Source organism: Acidithrix sp. C25 (genome assembly GCF_904848545.2).
The window spans coordinates 1,055,155-1,072,916 of record NZ_CAJHCI020000001.1 but is presented as its reverse complement, the minus strand read 5'-3'; the positions used below and the strand labels follow the sequence as shown (position 1 = coordinate 1,072,916).

General features: G+C 47.9%; 9 protein-coding genes and 1 pseudogene. 6 read left to right on the top strand and 4 right to left on the bottom strand.

The genetic code is table 11. The features are described 5' to 3' along the window. Positions 1–258 precede the first annotated feature (258 nt). The 3 genes and pseudogenes from ACIDITHRIX25_RS91205 to ACIDITHRIX25_RS91195 form a co-directional block, all read right to left on the bottom strand. Positions 259–492 carry a hypothetical protein gene (locus ACIDITHRIX25_RS91205; RefSeq protein WP_201732703.1) on the bottom strand — a complete coding sequence of 78 codons (234 nt, stop codon included), beginning with the start codon at positions 490–492 and terminating at the stop codon, positions 259–261. Between the two features lie 132 nt (positions 493–624). Further along, positions 625–993 (bottom strand): annotated as a pseudogene (locus ACIDITHRIX25_RS91200) (MMPL family transporter); the annotation flags it as partial. Between the two features lie 1,272 nt (positions 994–2,265). Continuing rightward, a complete protein-coding gene (locus tag ACIDITHRIX25_RS91195) occupies positions 2,266–4,449 on the bottom strand; it encodes a hypothetical protein (protein ID WP_213333410.1) in 2,184 nt (727 codons plus the stop codon). Positions 4,450–5,289: 840 nt separating this feature from the next. Between ACIDITHRIX25_RS91195 and ACIDITHRIX25_RS91190 the strand changes: the two genes are divergently transcribed. The 5 genes from ACIDITHRIX25_RS91190 to ACIDITHRIX25_RS91170 all read left to right on the top strand — a co-directional run bounded on the left by ACIDITHRIX25_RS91190 (position 5,290) and on the right by ACIDITHRIX25_RS91170 (position 14,114). Then, positions 5,290–6,243, top strand: coding sequence for a ligand-binding sensor domain-containing protein (locus ACIDITHRIX25_RS91190; RefSeq protein ID WP_201732700.1), 954 nt, complete (start codon positions 5,290–5,292; stop codon positions 6,241–6,243). Between the two features lie 146 nt (positions 6,244–6,389). Then, positions 6,390–8,456, top strand: a complete 2,067-nt coding sequence (locus tag ACIDITHRIX25_RS91185) for a glycosyltransferase (protein WP_201732699.1) — start codon at positions 6,390–6,392, stop codon at positions 8,454–8,456. A gap of 3 nt (positions 8,457–8,459) precedes the next feature. Continuing rightward, the gene (locus tag ACIDITHRIX25_RS91180) at positions 8,460–9,569 is read left to right on the top strand and encodes a glycosyltransferase family 4 protein (RefSeq protein ID WP_201732698.1); all 1,110 of its coding nucleotides are present in this window, start codon (positions 8,460–8,462) and stop codon (positions 9,567–9,569) included. A 541-nt stretch (positions 9,570–10,110) separates the two neighbouring features. After that, entirely contained in the window at positions 10,111–10,950 is an 840-nt protein-coding gene (locus ACIDITHRIX25_RS91175) for a glycosyltransferase family 2 protein (RefSeq protein ID WP_201732697.1), read from the top strand. Then, positions 10,947–14,114 carry an alpha-(1->3)-arabinofuranosyltransferase domain-containing protein gene (locus ACIDITHRIX25_RS91170; RefSeq protein WP_201732696.1) on the top strand — a complete coding sequence of 1,056 codons (3,168 nt, stop codon included), beginning with the start codon at positions 10,947–10,949 and terminating at the stop codon, positions 14,112–14,114. Before ACIDITHRIX25_RS91175 ends, ACIDITHRIX25_RS91170 begins: the two co-directional genes overlap by 4 nt. Positions 14,115–14,272: 158 nt before the next feature. On the opposite strand, the gene ACIDITHRIX25_RS91165 is transcribed toward ACIDITHRIX25_RS91170, so the two are convergent. Next, positions 14,273–15,214 carry an IS1595-like element ISAxf1 family transposase gene (locus ACIDITHRIX25_RS91165; RefSeq protein WP_052604138.1) on the bottom strand — a complete coding sequence of 314 codons (942 nt, stop codon included), beginning with the start codon at positions 15,212–15,214 and terminating at the stop codon, positions 14,273–14,275. Between the two features lie 144 nt (positions 15,215–15,358). Here ACIDITHRIX25_RS91165 and ACIDITHRIX25_RS91160 point away from each other — a divergent pair, with 144 nt between their 5' ends. Then, positions 15,359–17,122, top strand: coding sequence for an FkbM family methyltransferase (locus tag ACIDITHRIX25_RS91160; RefSeq protein WP_201732695.1), 1,764 nt, complete (start codon positions 15,359–15,361; stop codon positions 17,120–17,122). Positions 17,123–17,762 lie beyond the last annotated feature (640 nt).

Genomic DNA, 17,762 nt, shown 5'->3' with positions numbered 1-17,762 from the left:
GTAACTATAGATAAGGTTCTTTTGCAGTCGATAGAGTGTTTTACTGACCTCTAGCACATGGTGAGCATTGTTTATCGCTGGTGGATTTCGTGGTGATTTTCGATGAAGCTAGATACTAGTTTTTTGTAGTTGGGTTCATAAAGGGTTGATTGTCTGTCGAATATTTAGCTACTTTTGGTTCGGCCATCGGTCTGTTTAACTGCATTTTGTTTCCCGTTCCGACCTTCGTCTGATCGAAGTTACCTATAGGGTTGAGTTTCAGAGGTACTCCGACCGTAGACAGTTATACCTGAAGTAGGCCACTATCGGCTTTTTACCGTAGGGTTCTACGCCAATTCCAACTCCAAATCCGACTACTGATGATTCTGTGAGTGGGATCTCGGTTACTCGCGAGTGACTGAATCTTTCAATCAAACCAGAGGTCGTTTTGAAAACACCACCTTGTGCGCCGACCTCTTTTGCGACCTTAATGAAATCGCCTTCATTAACCATGGAGTCCTTCATGGCCATCTTTGATTGAGGTGGCACGATCAATTGCTTCATCATTCGTAACTCGAGGGTTGCCTCGTTCGAATTGAACCCTCGATTCAACAGAGAAGCCGTTATTAGTGGCTGGACAAAACTCTATTCCACAGAGATCGATGGGACGATACGATCGAGCCACCTTGGCATGTACCATGCCCTCTTTCCTAGAAGTGTCATTACTGCTGGTACTAAGGTGAGGCGGATAATCGTAGCGTCTATCAATACGCTAACGCCAAGGCCAAGGCCGAGCATTTTGATGACAGGCGCTGTTGATCCAATAAAGGCAAAGAAAACAGATATCATGATCGCGGCGGCAGACGAAATAACCCTAGCGGTAGCCGAGAGGCCACTTGCGACGGCGTCGTCTGCATCCATACCCGAGAGATAGGCTTCCTTTACCCGTGAGATCAGGAATACTTCGTAGTCCATCGAAAGTCCAAATGTAATAGCTAACATCATCATGGGTACTTAGCTTGCAAAGGCGGTGACAAAGCAAACCTTCTCGTCAGATACTGCCACGCCAAAGAGAGGGACTTAGAGTTGTGTTTTGGTGTCGCTTTGCCCCGTGTTAGATGGTTGGAGATTCTCGTAGATTCAGTGGCCTTCGAAAGAGACACCTCTGAATCGAGAAGTCTTGACGATGCGTTGAATTGCCTTATCGATCTGGAAGTCAGAATGCTATTTGGCGAAGTTGCCCCGACCATTGTCACGTGCAGATCAATGTCTCTAAAAGCCAATATTGCAATGCTTCGAGATAATAGGGTTTTAGTTCTTCATTGATTGAGCAATAAGAAGCCACTTTATTGAAGATCGTCTTGCCTCGCCGAAATAACAGAGGCTGCAGATTCGCATGGATCGCTCAAGCAGATTGAAGCCACCGGTACGCCACCGCGGTACTCCAACAAGGGCGAAGGAAGAGAAGCGAAAGAGACGGCAATGAATTGCCAGTCTCTTTGAGATTCCGCGAATAATACGTGACGCTAGATGCACCAATCCAAAGAAGCGTCACCTCTAGTAATCCATTAGTTAATGATAGGCGAAGGCGGACCATGTCCGAGTACTCAAGTGTGGCGCCAAGCTACGCGATTGTCTTCATATGTCACGAAAACCACGGATAGATAATCAAGGGAGAGCGTTTCGACAAGGTTATCAGCTACGTTGCGGCGAAGAAGTCCTCTGGGGTCGATAGATAACCCCGTTGCCTTTTAAGAAGATCCTGAGTGCTGTGTGATCGAAACTACCCATAGCGAAGTCGCTGTCAATGAGAAACCGATTGACGCTTGCAAAAGTGGCAAGACCCATTTGGGGCGCCATAGGGCGTCTTGGACTGAGTGAGAGCGCTCTCTACCATCTTGCTTTCAAGGCAAACAGAGACATATCACCTCATCTCGATCCGTGGCCTGTGGCCGATCGCCTGCTGTTTGCAACCGAGTTAACCGCGCGACGAAGGGACGACACGAGAAGGTGGTTCGCGCTCAAAGAGGAAACTTTCAATCCATATGCGCAATGCCATCGTTCTAACCTAAGTATCGGACGCCACCTATCACCTAAAAGTCTCTTCTCTTGCCGATCCTGTGCAAAAAGTGATCTATCGGATCCCCGCAGTACGGAACTCCTTTCGCGGCCGAATGACTAATGCCGTCCATTTGGAAGTATCCGATAGACAAATTTCACCTCTATGAACTGGGGGTACATAGTCGAATATCGAAAGTTTGCTTGGGAGGTCCACTTACTTGAAGATTAGTTCGGTTGCGGTATTTCAGATGAAATAGTTTGTCTCTTCCTAAACGGACGATCCGCAACTAAGTAGAGAACTCCGAAAGCAAACGTTATCAGTGAAATTGCATCGCCGATCAGTGACAGGTGCTTAGGTTTGAACGTTATATAGGAGATACCGGCGTGAACGTAGAGGTAGATCTGGCCACTTGCCGAGGGTAGCACTTCATTGTTTTGATACGTCCAACCCCTTATCCAAGGCAACGGCACTTCAACATATCCGTTGGACGAAGACGATACTGAGATTGAACCGTATGGGTCGATCCGCACCTTTGCCCGACCAACGACTTGTGGATTGGTTGGTGATTTTGGTGGGGTAATTGGACCAGATTCAAACCTCGATGTCACAGTCACAGTATTGGCAAGGCGTTGGGTCTGCTCCATGGAGATGAGTGAGCCCCACGAACTAACAGTGACGGGCTCTTTGACTACGGGGCGGCTCGTTTGAAAGTCAAGGTTCTTGTAGATCTCTATCGTGGGGCCATCAAAGACTAGTTTCATATCGGATTGGTGATTGAGCCAGGAGTAGTTCTTGAAGTCAGCCGTCTTGAATAAAATCACAAATTGGATTCCAAGCGAATTTAGGGTTTCACCGAAGTTGGCGAAGTAGTTGCTTTTGGTAATTAGGTAGTTGAGGTAGGCGTAGTAGTAGGTGGTGTTAGTAGTAAGAAGGCCGGGTAACTCGGCGTCTTGGCTCGAGATTGTATTTGGCCCAAAGTAGTTGGCGCACGGATTTGCTATCACACGCCCACCGCTGAATTTGAATTCTTCGTATAGGTGCCATGGTAGGCACAACGAATAGCCGCTTCCCTTTGAAACAATGTTGTAAGCGGACGACCAATCGGAAGGAAAGTTGGAAGATGCAATCTGTCCATTTAGGGCGAATGGTTCAACTGGTTCATATGCAAAGGGGAGTGCGACGGCAATAATTGCGATTGCTACTTTGAAACGGTGTTTACCTTCGTATCGCAGGAGCAGTGTATCGACTCCGATACCGAAGAAGTAGGCCAAAGTTACCGCCCATATGACATCGAACTTTTGCGCTTCGCGCATTGCTCCAAACGTTGGAACATAGCGAAAGAGCGTGTCGAAGAGCGGCTTTGAAGGACCTTGTGACCCGAGAGCCAGCACGATAGCAAAGAGCGATGATAGTAGGAGGATTTTTTCGAAACGGTAGTTTGGCACATTTACATGGTTTGGCCTGCCATCATCGATCGACTTTCTCTTCGCAAATATTACAGAGATGCCTAACGCCGCGATGGATAAGATGCAGACGAGAATAAGCGGCCAGCCAACGATGATATCTCGGGCGAGTTTTGGGCCGCGCCGCCAAAAACCATAGAGTCCTATTAGGTTGCCTAATGCGCCATACCAGGTCGAACCGGAAGTTCTATACGCCGATAGATTTGCGGATGTGACGACGCCGTTTGCACCACTTATAAGGACGGTAATCAACTGATAGACCATCGAGGCGGCTACAAAAACCCCAGCCTTTAAAGTGCCAACGATGACTTCGCCTCTTTTGATGCTCGCAATCATGAAGACGAGTACGACTATGCCAACGATCCAAAAGTAGTGAGGACTTGCAAGAATCATAATTGACCATACGACTCCGAACCTCAGCCACCCCCTTTTGTCGGTGATTGACTTCAAATAGACAAACGATAGCGGCAGAAGTGAATATCCAACAAGAAGCGAGAGTTGCCCTACGTAAAGGCGATCAAAGACAAACGGGTTATAGAGGAATAGGGTTGTGGCAGCTATCTTCGCTGAAGGCGAGCGAGTGCTGATGAGTTTAAAAATTCCTAAGGATCCGCAGATGAAAGTGGTTAAGAGGACCAGATCCGTCGTGTAGCCTCCAGCGAAGATTTGAACTACCTTTATGAGCGTGGAAAACACCGCACCGCTGGAAATGCCCGTTGTATTCAGGCCAAGGAGTGTCGGGTCTAGTAATGGCTGTCTTTTTGGAAGTACCCAATCGAGCAAGAATAGGTTCGAATGCAACCAGAGGGGTGCATCGAAGAGGATAAAAAGCAAAAGAGCAGTTATGAGTGCGATGCCCTTGTCGCCGCTTCCTTCGAGTACATAATCGGAAAACCGTCTTTTTTCCCTGTCAATTTGGTTCATGTCTTGTAAATCGGGAGTCATTTGTGCCCAATGCTAATTGTCGAGGGGCGTCCTATCCATCCACGTGTAGTGAAATGGCGTATTTGGGTGGGTTTGATTTCGAATCGGTCAATATCGAAGGACCTCTTTTAGGTTTCTATTTCATTTCAAAGTTAGTTGCTAATGAGAACTTACTTTAGGCCGTTGAAAGGTTCTTCGAATGTCAACATTTCCTTTAGTCATGATCAATATTTCGTGTATTCAGACGATTTTCAAGTATGGAAGTATCAAGAAGTGCTCGACGTCTGATTCATCACTTTGGTAGATGGTTGTAACAAAAGATAAGGAAAGGCTTTGCTAAATCTTTGAAGGAATTCAGTCGATAATAGGTAGGTGCCTTCAGTGGCGTCGTAAATAATTGCCTTAAGCCGTTTATCCACGTCAGGAGCGATAGTGTTTTTGGAAAAATAAGTTAGTTCCACTCTCAAAGGCCACCAGCTGGAGTAAATGGGGAATTCTAGAGGTCCGTCTTGACATCGCGGGCGGAAGGTGTGGATTGTGTGATCAGATTTTCGGAACCCGCATCAGCTGTTTCAGTTGCCCAAGAGGCTTCAAGCTACCTAAAAGGTAGACGACTGTAGATAGCGGTTAATTGTTTAAGGTAAAGCCTTTGTTGGTGGGCCCCGCCCATTGTTCGATCCAACGTAAAGGAGCGATCATAAGTTTTATTATGTAATCATATTGATGTGTAATGTTTACTTTTTTAAAATATATTTGCTGACTAATTAGGACGTTGCAAAGGCGTTTTGTCGCTAGTATAAGGTCAGTCTTTGGTTTCTTGGGAAAATTTGTCCCTCGGACGTTTGTTAATGGGAGGACCGTTTGTTCAATAGTATGATCAAGTTGCTAAAGCGAAACGTGGCGCTATCGATTGCTGGAGGAGCATTAGTTATTGGTAGCGGTGCTTCGCTGATATTCACAGGGGCATTTTCCGCTACGCCTACCTTCTTTGGATACGGCTCGCCATATGGTTATGGAACGACGGCAACGCCACCTGCTCCAACGCAAAGTACGGTTTCATATCGTTTGTTTGGCTCTGACGGAGGCGTATTTACCTTTGGTAACGCTGGTTTTTATGGCTCAATGGGCGGCAAAATGCTCAATAAGCCGGTTGTAGGTGGGGCTGATACACTCTCGACCACGACCAATTCTGCTGGTAATGGATATTGGCTCGCGGCTTCTGACGGTGGCGTATTTACCTTTGGTAACGCTGGTTTTTATGGCTCAATGGGCGGTCAAATGCTCAATAAGCCAATCGTAGGATTTGCACCTACTCAAGACGGCAAGGGTTACTGGCTCGTAGCTTCCGACGGTGGCGTATTTTCCTTTGGTGACGCAGCATTTCACGGTTCATTGGGCGGCGTTTCGCTCAATAAGCCGATCGTTGGAATGGTAAGCGATCCAGCCACAGGCGGTTATTGGCTCGTAGCTTCCGACGGTGGTGTCTTCTCCTTTGATGCACCATTCATGGGCTCAATGGGCGGCACGAAGCTCAATAATCCAGTCGTAGGCATTGCAGCTACCCCAGATGGCAAGGGCTACTGGCTCGTAGCTTCCGACGGTGGTGTATTTACCTTTGGTGATGCCGGCTACTTCGGTTCAATGGGTGGTAAGACTTTGAATGCACCCGTAAAAGGGATTTTGCCAACTTCAGACGGAATGGGCTACTGGCTCGTCGGATCTGATGGCGGCATCTTCTCCTTTGGTGATGCACCTTATGCAGGTTCCGAAGGCGGAACCAAGCTTAACTCTCCAGTTGTCGGTATAGCTGACTAGCTTTTCGGTTTGCTTGGCATACGTTTCCGCAGGAGGCGTATGCCAAGCCAGCTAATTTCAGCGATGCTGAATCACAACTTAATTCTTACCTGAGACGGTTCACAAAAGGACCCTCAGATCTTTGTTCCCAAAGTGGAGTGGATGTATTGGTTATCCTAAACCGATTACGTACCGTAGACAAGGGTGCTTTGGCATTCTTTGCGGCCTCAGGCGCCGTGGGTCTTTCAAATTTTATCTTTCACGCTGTTATAAGCAGATCTATCGGTCCATCTAATTACAGCATCTTAGGTGCCTTACTAAATGTGACCTTAGTTTTGAGTGTCCCAATTGGTGCTCTGCAAGTCGCAGTGACCTCAAGAGTGTCAAAGGCTGTGCGCGCTGGAGAAGACTTCAACCCGAATCCTCTTCTTCTGAAGTCAATTGCACTTGGAATTGTTTCGGTCTTAGTCTTAGCGCTAGGAGCGCCAATCTTTAATAGGTACCTCCAAATTGGAACGTTGTTTCCGATGCTCTTGACACTCTCCTCGTTGGCTCCGAGTGTTCTAGGTGCCACTTTACAAGGTGTCATGATTGGGCAAAATCGGTTTGGATGGGTAGCAGCCGCTAATTTTCTCGGCACGATTATCGGTCGACTCTTTTTTGGGGTTCTGCTCGTACACTTTGGCTTTGGCTTAGATGGCGCCTTGTTCTCGAGTGTGCTTGGCCAAACCTTGCTGACGTTAATTTTGCTCGTACCAGTTCTCTCTGTTTCGATGAGAAAAAAGAGTGGCGTTAAGTTGAGGGTTTCGGTCGTCGATGCACTTCTTTCAATTGGAGCACTAGCTGGTTATTGGGCTATGGCAAGCGTTGACTCTTTTCTTGCGAGGCATTACCTTGGTAGCCACACAGCGGGAATCTATGCCGCTTCGTCAACTGCGAGTCGAATTGCCCTCTTTGCGCCAGGTGCAATCGCCATGGTGGCCCTACCTCGAATAACGGGGGGAAGCGGAGATACTCATGATGCACGTAGGGCGATTAGATGGGCGCTCGTAGGTGTCAGTTTGGTGGGATTCGCAACCGCCTTGGTCATCTTCATGCTTCCGTCGTTGGTTCTGGGTGTTTTGTTTGGTCACCAATTTCTTGTAGGTACGACCGCACTACGCCTACTGGCGTTTGAGGCAGCCATCTTAGGTGTAATTGGCTTGTTGAGTTATACGTTTATAGCTCGACGTTCACTCCTTGCCTTGCTTCCCTGGGCGGCGATTCCTCTAAATGTTTTGTTGCAGTTCTTTGTGAAGCCCACAATGACTTCCCTGGCGCTTGGGGTTTTTATTGTATCCCTTGTTGTTCTTGGCGCGATGTTCGTACCTTTGATCCACGCAATGTTGTCGTCCCCTTTGAAGGTGGATCCTGATACGCAGGAATTTCCTGCCCCATTGAGCAATTCGTCGGAGATCGACCTATCCATTGTGGTTCCTTTTTACAATCCAGGAAACGCACTCGTTACTCACGTTTCGGAGCTCGTCAATGTTCTCGTAGGTGCGGAAGTATCGTTTGAGATCATCGCGGTGTCTGATGGTTCTACAGATGGTTCTTGTAGAGCGCTCTCTGATCTCGCATTGGATAATGTCCGGATTGTTGAATTTGTAAAGAACTGTGGCAAGGGCGATGCGTTGCGTGCTGGCCTGTCGAGAGGTGTCGGAAAATACCTAGGGTTTATTGATGCAGATGGCGATATACCAGCCGAATTGGTATTAAATTTCGTCGAAGTAATGCGAAGCTCAGATGTAGATTTTGTAGTCGGCAATAAAAGACATACGGATTCACAGGTTGTTTATCCCCCAATAAGGCGAATCTATTCGTGGGGATATCAACAGCTAGTTAGAGCTCTTTTCCAGATATCGGTTCCTGACACTCAGACTGGCATCAAGTTTGCGCGGCGTGAGGTTGTTGAAGCGGTGCTCCCCCTCATGGTAGAGAAGCGTTTTTCATTCGACCTAGAGATGTTCGTCGTTGCGAAAACACTGGGATTCGTCAATGTGGCTGATATGCCTGTCGTCATTAGGGATCGTATATCGTCGACCGTTTCTTTGAGTGCGGTCAAAGGAATGCTACTCGACACGCTGGGCATTTTCTATCGACTTCATTTCGTCCGCTACTACGACCAAGTGGAACGTGGATTAATTTATCGAGAATCATCAAATTCTCAACTGATCATGCCTTCGGAGGCTTAATTCGTGCGGGTTCTTATTTTCAATTGGAAAGACTTATCAAATCCTCGAAGTGGTGGCGCGGAGGTTTATACCGACCGCGTTGCGACTGAGTGGGTCAAGATGGGCCATGATGTAACTCTATTTTGTGCGGCTGTTGAAGATCTGCTAGAGCATGATCTTGCTGCTGGCGGATACAACATTGTGCGTCGGGGAACTAAGCACAGTGTGTATCGAGAGGCACGACGCTTTTGGTTGAATGAGGGTATCGGTAACTTTGATCTGGTGATCGACGAAGTAAATACACGTCCATTCATGACGCCAAAATTTGTAAAGAATGTGCCAATTATGGCTTTGATACACCAAGTTTGTAAGGAAGTGTGGGGTTATGAGTACCCATTCCCCATTTCCTCCGTGGGTCGATATATTTTAGAGCCAAAATGGTTGTCGAGCTATAGAGATGTTTTGACGATAACGGTTTCGGAATCTTCCAAGGAATCACTTGAAGAGTATGGGCTTCGAAATGTTGTTGTGGTGCCAGAAGGCTCGGACTTGTTGCGGGTGAGTCCCAAGCTCTTTGAGAAAGAAGAAGTCCCAACGTTGATCTATGTTGGGCGTTTGTCCAAAAATAAAAGGCCGGATCATGCTATTGCGGCTTTTGAGAGGGTTAAGAGGGATATTCCTTCCGCGAAGATGTGGGTTGTTGGAACGGGGCCGATGGAGAGCCGACTTCGTCGACGGGCTTCCGAGGATGTTGTATTTCATGGTCGCGTTAGCGAGGAGGAGAAGTTCGAACTTATGGGTCGGGCACACGCACTTTTAGTAACGTCAGTGAGGGAAGGCTGGGGGCTCGTGGTAACAGAGGCGGCATCCGTCGGAACTGTTTCTATCGGCTACGATGTGGCGGGCTTGAGGGATTCTATTGCTGCTTCTGGTGGTCTTCAAATTGAACCGAAGACGACAGATCTAGCAATGAAAATTGGGCATTATTTCGACGAAAATTGCGCCCAGAATGTCTTCGTCGATGGTGTTGTCGAATGGTCAAAGGTGGCTGAAATGATTTTAGCCAATAGTGAGGGTGCTCTAGTTGAGTTGCAGCAGAAACCTGAAGCGGACAGTTTCTCACCGTTGGATTAGCGACGGAGCCTTCCAATAAATTAGTTCCTTCACACATTCTAAGCTGCCTGGAAATGCTTGACTGGATTGGCCCCACTCACCACTTGATTATAACAAATTGGAACTACTCACCAAACGCGACACGGCACTCCGCTTAACAATGCAGATTTCAACATAGCTGAATTCCTAGGCCCAATTGGTAGTAATTTCACCAATTTTGAATAAAGTTCGGAGTAGTTGCAAGATCTAGCGACTTTGGGGTAATTTTTGGACGATTGTGAACTCTTTAACCCTTTGATTACTTCATAGTACGGCCAATTTGTTCAAGGACGGCTATTGAAATTTGCATAAGCGCGCAGCGCTTACACACAATTCAACAATCGTCGACTATCAGGACCAGTATTTTGCTACTGCTACTTTTCCTGAAATACAAAATTCGTAAGCAAGGCCCTGCTAAGCCCCGTTCTGCGAAGGAGTAAGGTATATTGATGATCTGATGAACGAAGGTCGGTTGCAACAATCTCTTTGGATCTTTGATAAATCAGTAGGACTAGGAGACCAGGTGGTTGAAAAAGTTACGATCGTTGTCCCTACTCGTAATTCTGAGCGGACTTTGCGAGCTTGTCTGGAGTCCATTCGCCATCAAAGTAACCCTTGTACGCTGGTGGTAGTGGATAATTTTTCGTTAGACTCGAGTCGGCATATTGCATTGGAGCTTGCAGATGTCGTCATCGATAGCGGACCAGAACGTTCTGCTCAACGAAATATTGGAGCATCTGCTGCACCTGCGGAGATTTTGGGTTTTATTGACTCGGATATGATTTGTCCCTCAGATCTCGTTGAGAAAGTGCTGATCGAAGTCGGCAAAGGTGCGGTAAGCGTGACCGTACCGGAACGAACCATCGGCCAGGGCTATTGGACGGAGGTCAGGGAGTACGAACGTAGCTTCTATTTGGGGAACGATGCCATCGAAGCACCAAGATTTTATCGAAAGGATGTCTTTGACTTAGTAGGGGGATTTGATGAATCGTTGACAGGCCCGGAGGATTGGGACCTTGGTCTTAGATCGTACTCCGAGGGACCACGCTCGAGAGTGGAAACTGTAATTCTTCATGACGAAGGGCGAGTTCGATATTTCGATGCCTGTAAGAAAAAGGCGTACTATGGGGTCGGCCTGTTGCGTTATGCGTCCAAGCATGGTGCTTCTGGCATAGTCACGGCTTCGCGGCGACCGTGGTTGAAGGAGCCAAGTACCTACACTTCTCTTCTAGGGTTGGGACTACTTGCGCTAAAGATCGGTGAAGCATTTGCCGTCTTGGTGGCGATTTCGATACATCAATTCAGGAAGCTATCGGTGTCACTTCAGGTCGTTAAGAGGCGCCTTGCTAGGGGCAATGGTTGAGTACGACCCAGACTTCAATAGATATTAGTCCGGAATCTCCTAGGGCTAGGTTGGTTGAAAATAAGGATTATTTTCGACGGATTATCGGAGCTGTTGGCCTTGTTGCGATCGTGATTTCTGAGCAACTCCGATCCGGACCGATACAGTATGCGCTTTCGGATTTGGGGTTCTTTGCTCTGCTGGTTTCGGCCGTTCTCTTGGTGGCTCGAAGAACAAATCTTGATAAAGTTCCAACCTCAGAGATTTCGCTACCTCAGAGTCAAGCTCGAGCGCTCCCCTGGCGCTGGACTTTTGTGGGACTGGCTGGTTTTGGTCTGATAATAAGCCAAGCCTGGTTTCGTGCGGGAACTGTGATTGCAGGAGGGGATATATCGCCGCCAATCGGTACGGCTTGGATTGGGCGTATTTTTGATACTTACGGCTGGTCAGGAAGTAACCTCGGCGGACCAGTTTCCAATCAAAACCAGCTTCCCTACGCTGCACTCTTTAAGATTGTGCACCTAGCTGGCGGTTCAGGGGCGTTGGCTCAGCGAATAGGACTCTCACTTCTTGTTGCAGGAATTATGGTAGCTGCTTCGGGCCTTGCCCGGAGCCTAGGGATGTCACCGTTGGCCGGAGTGGTTGTTGCGATTTTTTACTTCTTCAACCCGCTGACGCTGACTCTGGTTGGGATTAATGTCGTATTTCTTGTTGCGATGGTCTTGACTGCAGGGCTTCCCGCCATTGTAATTGCCTACGGACGAGGATCATTTAGGCGATGGCAACTCATCTTGGCTTTTCTTATTGCTTCTCCGCTGATTGGATTTACTTACGCCAATCCACCGTTGGTTGGTATGTTGGGACTTACTCTTATGGCGACGCCGCTTTTGGTCTGGGTACGCTTCGGCCGCTCAGCTGCGGCGAAAGCTTTATTTGGTCTTCTTGTTGCGGGATTTTTTGCTGGAGCGGCGTCGTCGTACTGGCTAATCCCTGCTTTATTATCGACTTCGTCGATTAATGTAGGAGGTCTTTCGGGGCTGTCGGCATGGGCTTTTACTGAGTCTCGTTCGACTCTGGCAAATGCGTTCTGGCTCAATACTTCATGGGCGTGGAGTTACAGCGCGTACTTTCCGTACTCCCATCTGTTTAGGAATGTCCCGCTATCGCTCCTTCGGTCATTGATCCCTTGCTTGGCATTTTTGCAGCTCGCTTTGCGCCGTAAAGTTGGAGACCGGTTAGGTGTTTTGCAGTTGACTCGATTGGGAGGCTTACTCGCGATTTCCGTGCTTGGCCTTATTTTTCTTAGCAATGGTACTCGGCCGCCTGGCTCTATACTCTTTGACCCTCTTTACCATCTTCCATACGGATGGCTTCTTCGGGAGCCTGGCAGGTTCTTGCTCGTCGCAGCACTGGGATATGCGCTTTTGATTGGCATTCTCATAGATCGAACTTATGCTCCTGTACGTGCACTGCCTGTTCATTGGAGTACGGTTGGGAGACGTTATTTCCAAGTATCTGTCGTACCTTGGTTTGCTATTGGAGCAGTGATAGTCGCATTATTGTCGGCTTTCCCCCTGTGGACAGGTTCTGTTGTGCCTGGTCCTAGGCAGGGTTTCCCATCGACACATGTCGCTGTCCCTAAATATTGGGAAACGGCTGCTTCCTATTTGAATTCAAAGGCAGCACCCAGAGGCTCCCTCCTAGTTCTTCCTCCGGACGATTTCTATCAAATGCCTTATACGTGGTATTATGGAAATGATGGGTTTATTGTGAATCTTTTAGATAGGCACGTCATTGTTCCGAGCGGGCAAGGGTACTTCAGCGTTTCAAACGAACTTCTGAGCGCGGTGAAGGTCGAGAATTCTGCTCTCTTGGCTCATAATTGGTCTGAAGCGGCTCGTATCCTCTTGGCCGTTGGTACTCCGAACGTTCTCGTAAGAGGTGACATAGAAAGTCATTTTTCCGGTCGGAATATTTCTTCTCCAGGAGCACTCAACTCAGCTTTGGCAAACGATCCTGCAATGCACCTGATTCGTCGTTTTGGGCAGCTTTCAATTTATGGGTTGAGCAATTCATTCGACCAGCCTGCGACTGGGTTCGCTACAATTTCATCTGCGTCCCCTGATCTTGCGTTATTAGCTTTGTTGCCAAGACACATTGCTTTAGTGAATTCGTCGCCACTCGTTGGACATGACGTAATCGTGAAGTTCCCTCCGCTTTCTTCGGACGTCGTAACATCGTCGGACTTGGTCGGAAGGATCGTACTCCCTAGCCCAACTGAGTGGACGTTTAAGCCCCTCTTGGTAGGAACTCTGCCCCGTGCTGCTTCTCCTAACGTGAACATATCGGCGCTGAATCACGGTCAACGAACTGCTACAGTTTCGTATCCGCTTGGAGAATCTCTGATCTCCAACGGGGACTTTAGAAGTGGAGAATGGGGAAAGGTGGGAAATTGTGACAATTTCCTGCCAGTTCGCTCAGCTCAACAACTAGGTGCACACGTAGTAAGGAATCAAACACCCAATGGATTGCCCGCCCTCACCCTTTATGCTTCCATTGACGCAGCTTGTGAATCTACATTACTTAATTGGCACGGCGGCAATATTTTCCTTCGGTATACGGCCCGATCGCTTTCGGGAAGTCTTCCACGTATTTGCCTCTGGGAGGAGCCGATCGGACGGTGTGCCTCTGTTCAAGCTATCTCGTCATCCGTAGTGTCGCCGGGAGCTACCTGGCGCTCGAATACGTCGATTGTGACACCCGACTCCGGTGCTCAATCCATTTCTCTTTTCGTCTATGCCGATGCACCTACGATCGGTACGCAAACGGTTACTCAATATGCAAACTTCATAGCGCGCTCAGTCGGTGAGGTTCCGTCTGTATATGCAATAGGACTTCCTAGGCGGCCTTCTAATTCTCTCCACCTGGTGATTGGAAACGAAGGGTATGCTTCGTCATTTCCGTCTCCTCTGGGCACAACACACGTTATAGTGGATGGACTACGGAATGGATGGTTGACAACCGATAACGTGCGAGTGATAGCCTCCATCGTTTCTCGTATTCCAGCGCGGGCTGAACTCAAGGACTCTATTCTGCTGACGGTCGTGATGTTATTCCCTGCCGCAGCGCTTTTGTGGGGAGAACGTAGGCGAAAGATTCGGAACGGGGTACCACCAGGCGCATAGGTGGTGTTGGTGTCTTCTGAGTTGAGCCTTTGTCGTAACTGTCAGCTGTGAATCTGTAGGAAACGGGATGAATTCACCTTCCTTATAATCGCGTTTGCGAGCATATCATGCTGAATGGCGATGACTATTATGTTGATTGGAAATGCTTTTCATACTTATCAAGTTTCGTAAGCAAGAGCCATTTTGGAATCAGATTCGCGGAGTAGCGGATGTGGAGACGCAAACACACATGTATTGAGAAGTCGCTCTACCAAGGACATTTCAAAGTGCCTTCGGTTGAATCGGTATGCGAATTCCTCGAGGTAAAGTTGCTTATGTTCCTCACGTCCGTGGTATGTTCCGTCGATAAATTTCTTGCAGTTCCCTATCAGGATGTTGAGCCATTTGAATGTTACATGTGCTTGTTCGTCTTTGGATAGAGTGATCGAATGCGCTAGTCCAAGGTCTCGAGCACATACCCCGTAACTTGGGTTACCATCACTTATCAGCTTGGTATCGGAATCTAAACGTCTCACAAAAACATCTTTGAATGATTTAGCAGTGGTATCTTTGATTACTTCCATGAAGCAATGAGTAGGAGCACCATTGCTAATCGACACTCCAATTAGGACATTGGTTTGTTTTGTTCCCTTTCCTCTTCTGCCTTCGCCATGGCTCTCACCACCTAAAAAGAACTCATCTACCTGGACGTTTCCTCCAAGTTTATATAAACCATTTCGGTCAGCCATTGCTTTTCGTAGCTTATTTAGCATCAACCAGCCAGTCGAATAAGATACTTGAACGAATTTAGCAATGGTAGTAGCCGAAAGACCACGCTTGTCGTTGGACAATAGATAGATAGCGGAGAACCACTTGGATAAAGAGATATGGCTTCGATGGAAGATGGTTCCGGAGGTAACGCTAGTTTGACGGTGACAAGATTTACATTGAAAAAGTGGAGCTCGAGATGCTGCATTTCTTCGATGGTTTGGCCTGATTAAGGTAAACTGGTCAGAGTCACACTTTGGGCATCTAAATCCCTCTTTCCACCGCAATTTGATCAAATGATCTTCACATGCTTCCTCTGAAGCGAAGCGTACCATAAAGCCTGAGATATCCACCATGCCTCCTTAATCGAACATCTGTTCTACTAAAGATTAGCTCCAATCTGGTCTCGGTGGAGGCGAAACTTACGAAACTTGATAAGTATGATGCTTTTTGCTGTTAGAGTTTTCACCATGTTCGGACTTGAAAGTGGTAAAGACATGAACATTACGCCTCGGAGATGTCATCTCGTGATACCAGCATTTAATGAAGTTGCGAGTATCACGAGGTGTCTTGATTCAGCCGTTTCCGCAGCGTTACCAACTGGGTGGAGCTGGGCTGAGTTCGTGCTACTCGACGATTGCAGCGATGACGGTACGGTAGAGGCAGTTGAGGCATGGTCGTCTATCCATTCGGGAATTGCCGTGCGGATTGTCGTTTCGCCTAGAAGACGAGGTAAAGCAGAGAACCTTGGATCTTGGCACAAGAGTCTTGTGGCTACCGCACCTTATGAGGATGTTGTGGTAGTGGTTGATGCTGACGTCGGAATTGAGAAGGAGAGCCTGAAAGCCCTTTTGCATCCCTTCGCTACTGATTCTGAGCTAGCAGTTGTGTGGGGGGTTGATCGTCCAGAAGGCGCCGTTTTTGGGCGGTGGAGCTCACTTTTCCAACTTGAAGCGGTTACGGCACTTGCTCGCCGTAGTGGGGACACTGCTCCCCGAGTATACGGTAGGTTCTTTGGCTATAGAGTTGGTGGACTCAAGGATTTTTCGTGGGGGTCGAGCTCAGTCATAACGGACGATGTCCAATTGGCTGACTTTGTCCGGCGTCATCAACTAAAAGTTTTTTCAGCCTGGGATGCTAAGGTCTTGGTAACACCGGCCGGAAATTACAGGGATTTTTATCTTCAGACATATCGCTTCTTCCAAGATGTGTCGGTCTCTAGAGAAATTGATCCTGAACAAAAACTCAGGACTGCAGTTCGAGACCGGTGGATAGTGCTGGCAACCAGGGCAGTTCGCAAGCCTCATTGGGCGGTCGCCTATGCGGCTGCTAGGCTTGTTGCCATGCTCAGACATTACTTCCGTGGGAATCGATTCACCAGCCAGTGGATTCCTACAGATTCTACTAAGGTGAATTCTGCAAACGCGAGCGGTATTGTTCAGCGTGCCGCTTTGTTCTACACCAAGTCCTGCCTTACGCTCAAAATCGTTGAGCACACTAGAAACTGGCCAAACGTGCTGTCATCGACCATTCAACGGCGTTTTGGGTGGAATAAGCCGGATGATGTTTTCATATTGCGCACCCGTCGAGGTGTTGAATTACGGTCGCCAAATACTCTCGCTTGCGAGCCGATCTACGAAATTGTTGGCAATGATGTTTATCGGCTTCGAGACCTTGATTTGCCTCCTTCCGTGAAATCGGTACTTGATATCGGAGCGCATGTCGGAGCTTTTACTTGCGTCCTAGCCGACTACCTACCGGATGCGAGTTTTACATGTGTGGAGCCGTCTGTTTCGACTCGTCACTGGCTGGAACGTAATCTTGCCGCAAATGGTATTGCTGATCGCGTGCGAGTGTTAGGTGCCGCAATTGCTTCCGAGGACGGTGAGACTAAATTTTTTGAGGAGGGTGAGGCATCCTGTATCTCCTCGACGTATGCTTTTCCTGGTTCTCATCCTGTGCCGATTCGAACTATTAGTTTTGCTACCGCAGTGAGTCAATGTCAGATGGCACCTGAAATCGTAAAGATGGACTGTGATGGAGGGGAATACGAGGCGATTTATTCGTCGCCCGACTCCTGTTGGGAAAGCGTAAACCACCTCTTCATTGAATACCACCCGGTGCCAGATCAACATTTCGATACCATTCACAAGCGGCTTATCGATCTCGGCTTGATGCAAGTTTGGCATCAACCTAGTAGGATCATTGGCTTGGGTATAGCATACTATACCCGCAAGAAAGAGGTGAAAGCTGGATTCTGAGGTTACTGTTATTCAACTACCAGCCCTTAGAGTCTCGATGCATTGATGCTTGCTTCTTGGCCAAGAAGGATTATGGAACGCTTGTCTCGGATATTTGTTTCATGTCGGTCTCACTGTGCTGAGTAGTGCATGTAGAGAAGCGTCTTTATTTTGGGACATGGTCGTTTGTCGCATGGATGAGCATGAAAGACACATGGGTTAACCTTTCTGATGCCACAATGAAGCTCGACTTGACCCTATTAGTGAACGTTGTTATGTTAAAAAATAAATCAAGCTTCGAACTACCGGATTGTACTGAAGCACCTGGTTCAAAACCGCCTAGGGTTGAGAACCAGGGCGGTTGACATTGTATCGATCGATGGCTCGATCGAGGAGTGTAAAGCGGTTTTCCTATGTTGAGGTTATCTTTAGCAAGTAAAACTAGGGTCTCGGCGGTGAAGTGAACCGTGGTGCGGCTGACGCAATAAGGGATAGTCTCCTCTCGTTGAGTCTCGAGACCATTTCTGGGGTAAATTGCGTGCTCCAGCTCCGCGAAGAATTCCTTGCGCTATCTATTTGAAACCGCCCTCTGTTGATCCTTGTGACTAAGACCCTCTCCTCGATCGTCGCGAGCTCGTTGTAGCAGGGAATAATTATGCTA

Coding starts and splice junctions, on each gene's coding strand:
- ACIDITHRIX25_RS91160 (WP_201732695.1), top strand. CDS start 15,359: ATGAACATTACGCCTCGGAGATGTCATCTCGTGATACCAGCATTTAAT.
- ACIDITHRIX25_RS91195 (WP_213333410.1), bottom strand. CDS start 4,449: ATGACTCCCGATTTACAAGACATGAACCAAATTGACAGGGAAAAAAGA.
- ACIDITHRIX25_RS91205 (WP_201732703.1), bottom strand. CDS start 492: ATGGTTAATGAAGGCGATTTCATTAAGGTCGCAAAAGAGGTCGGCGCA.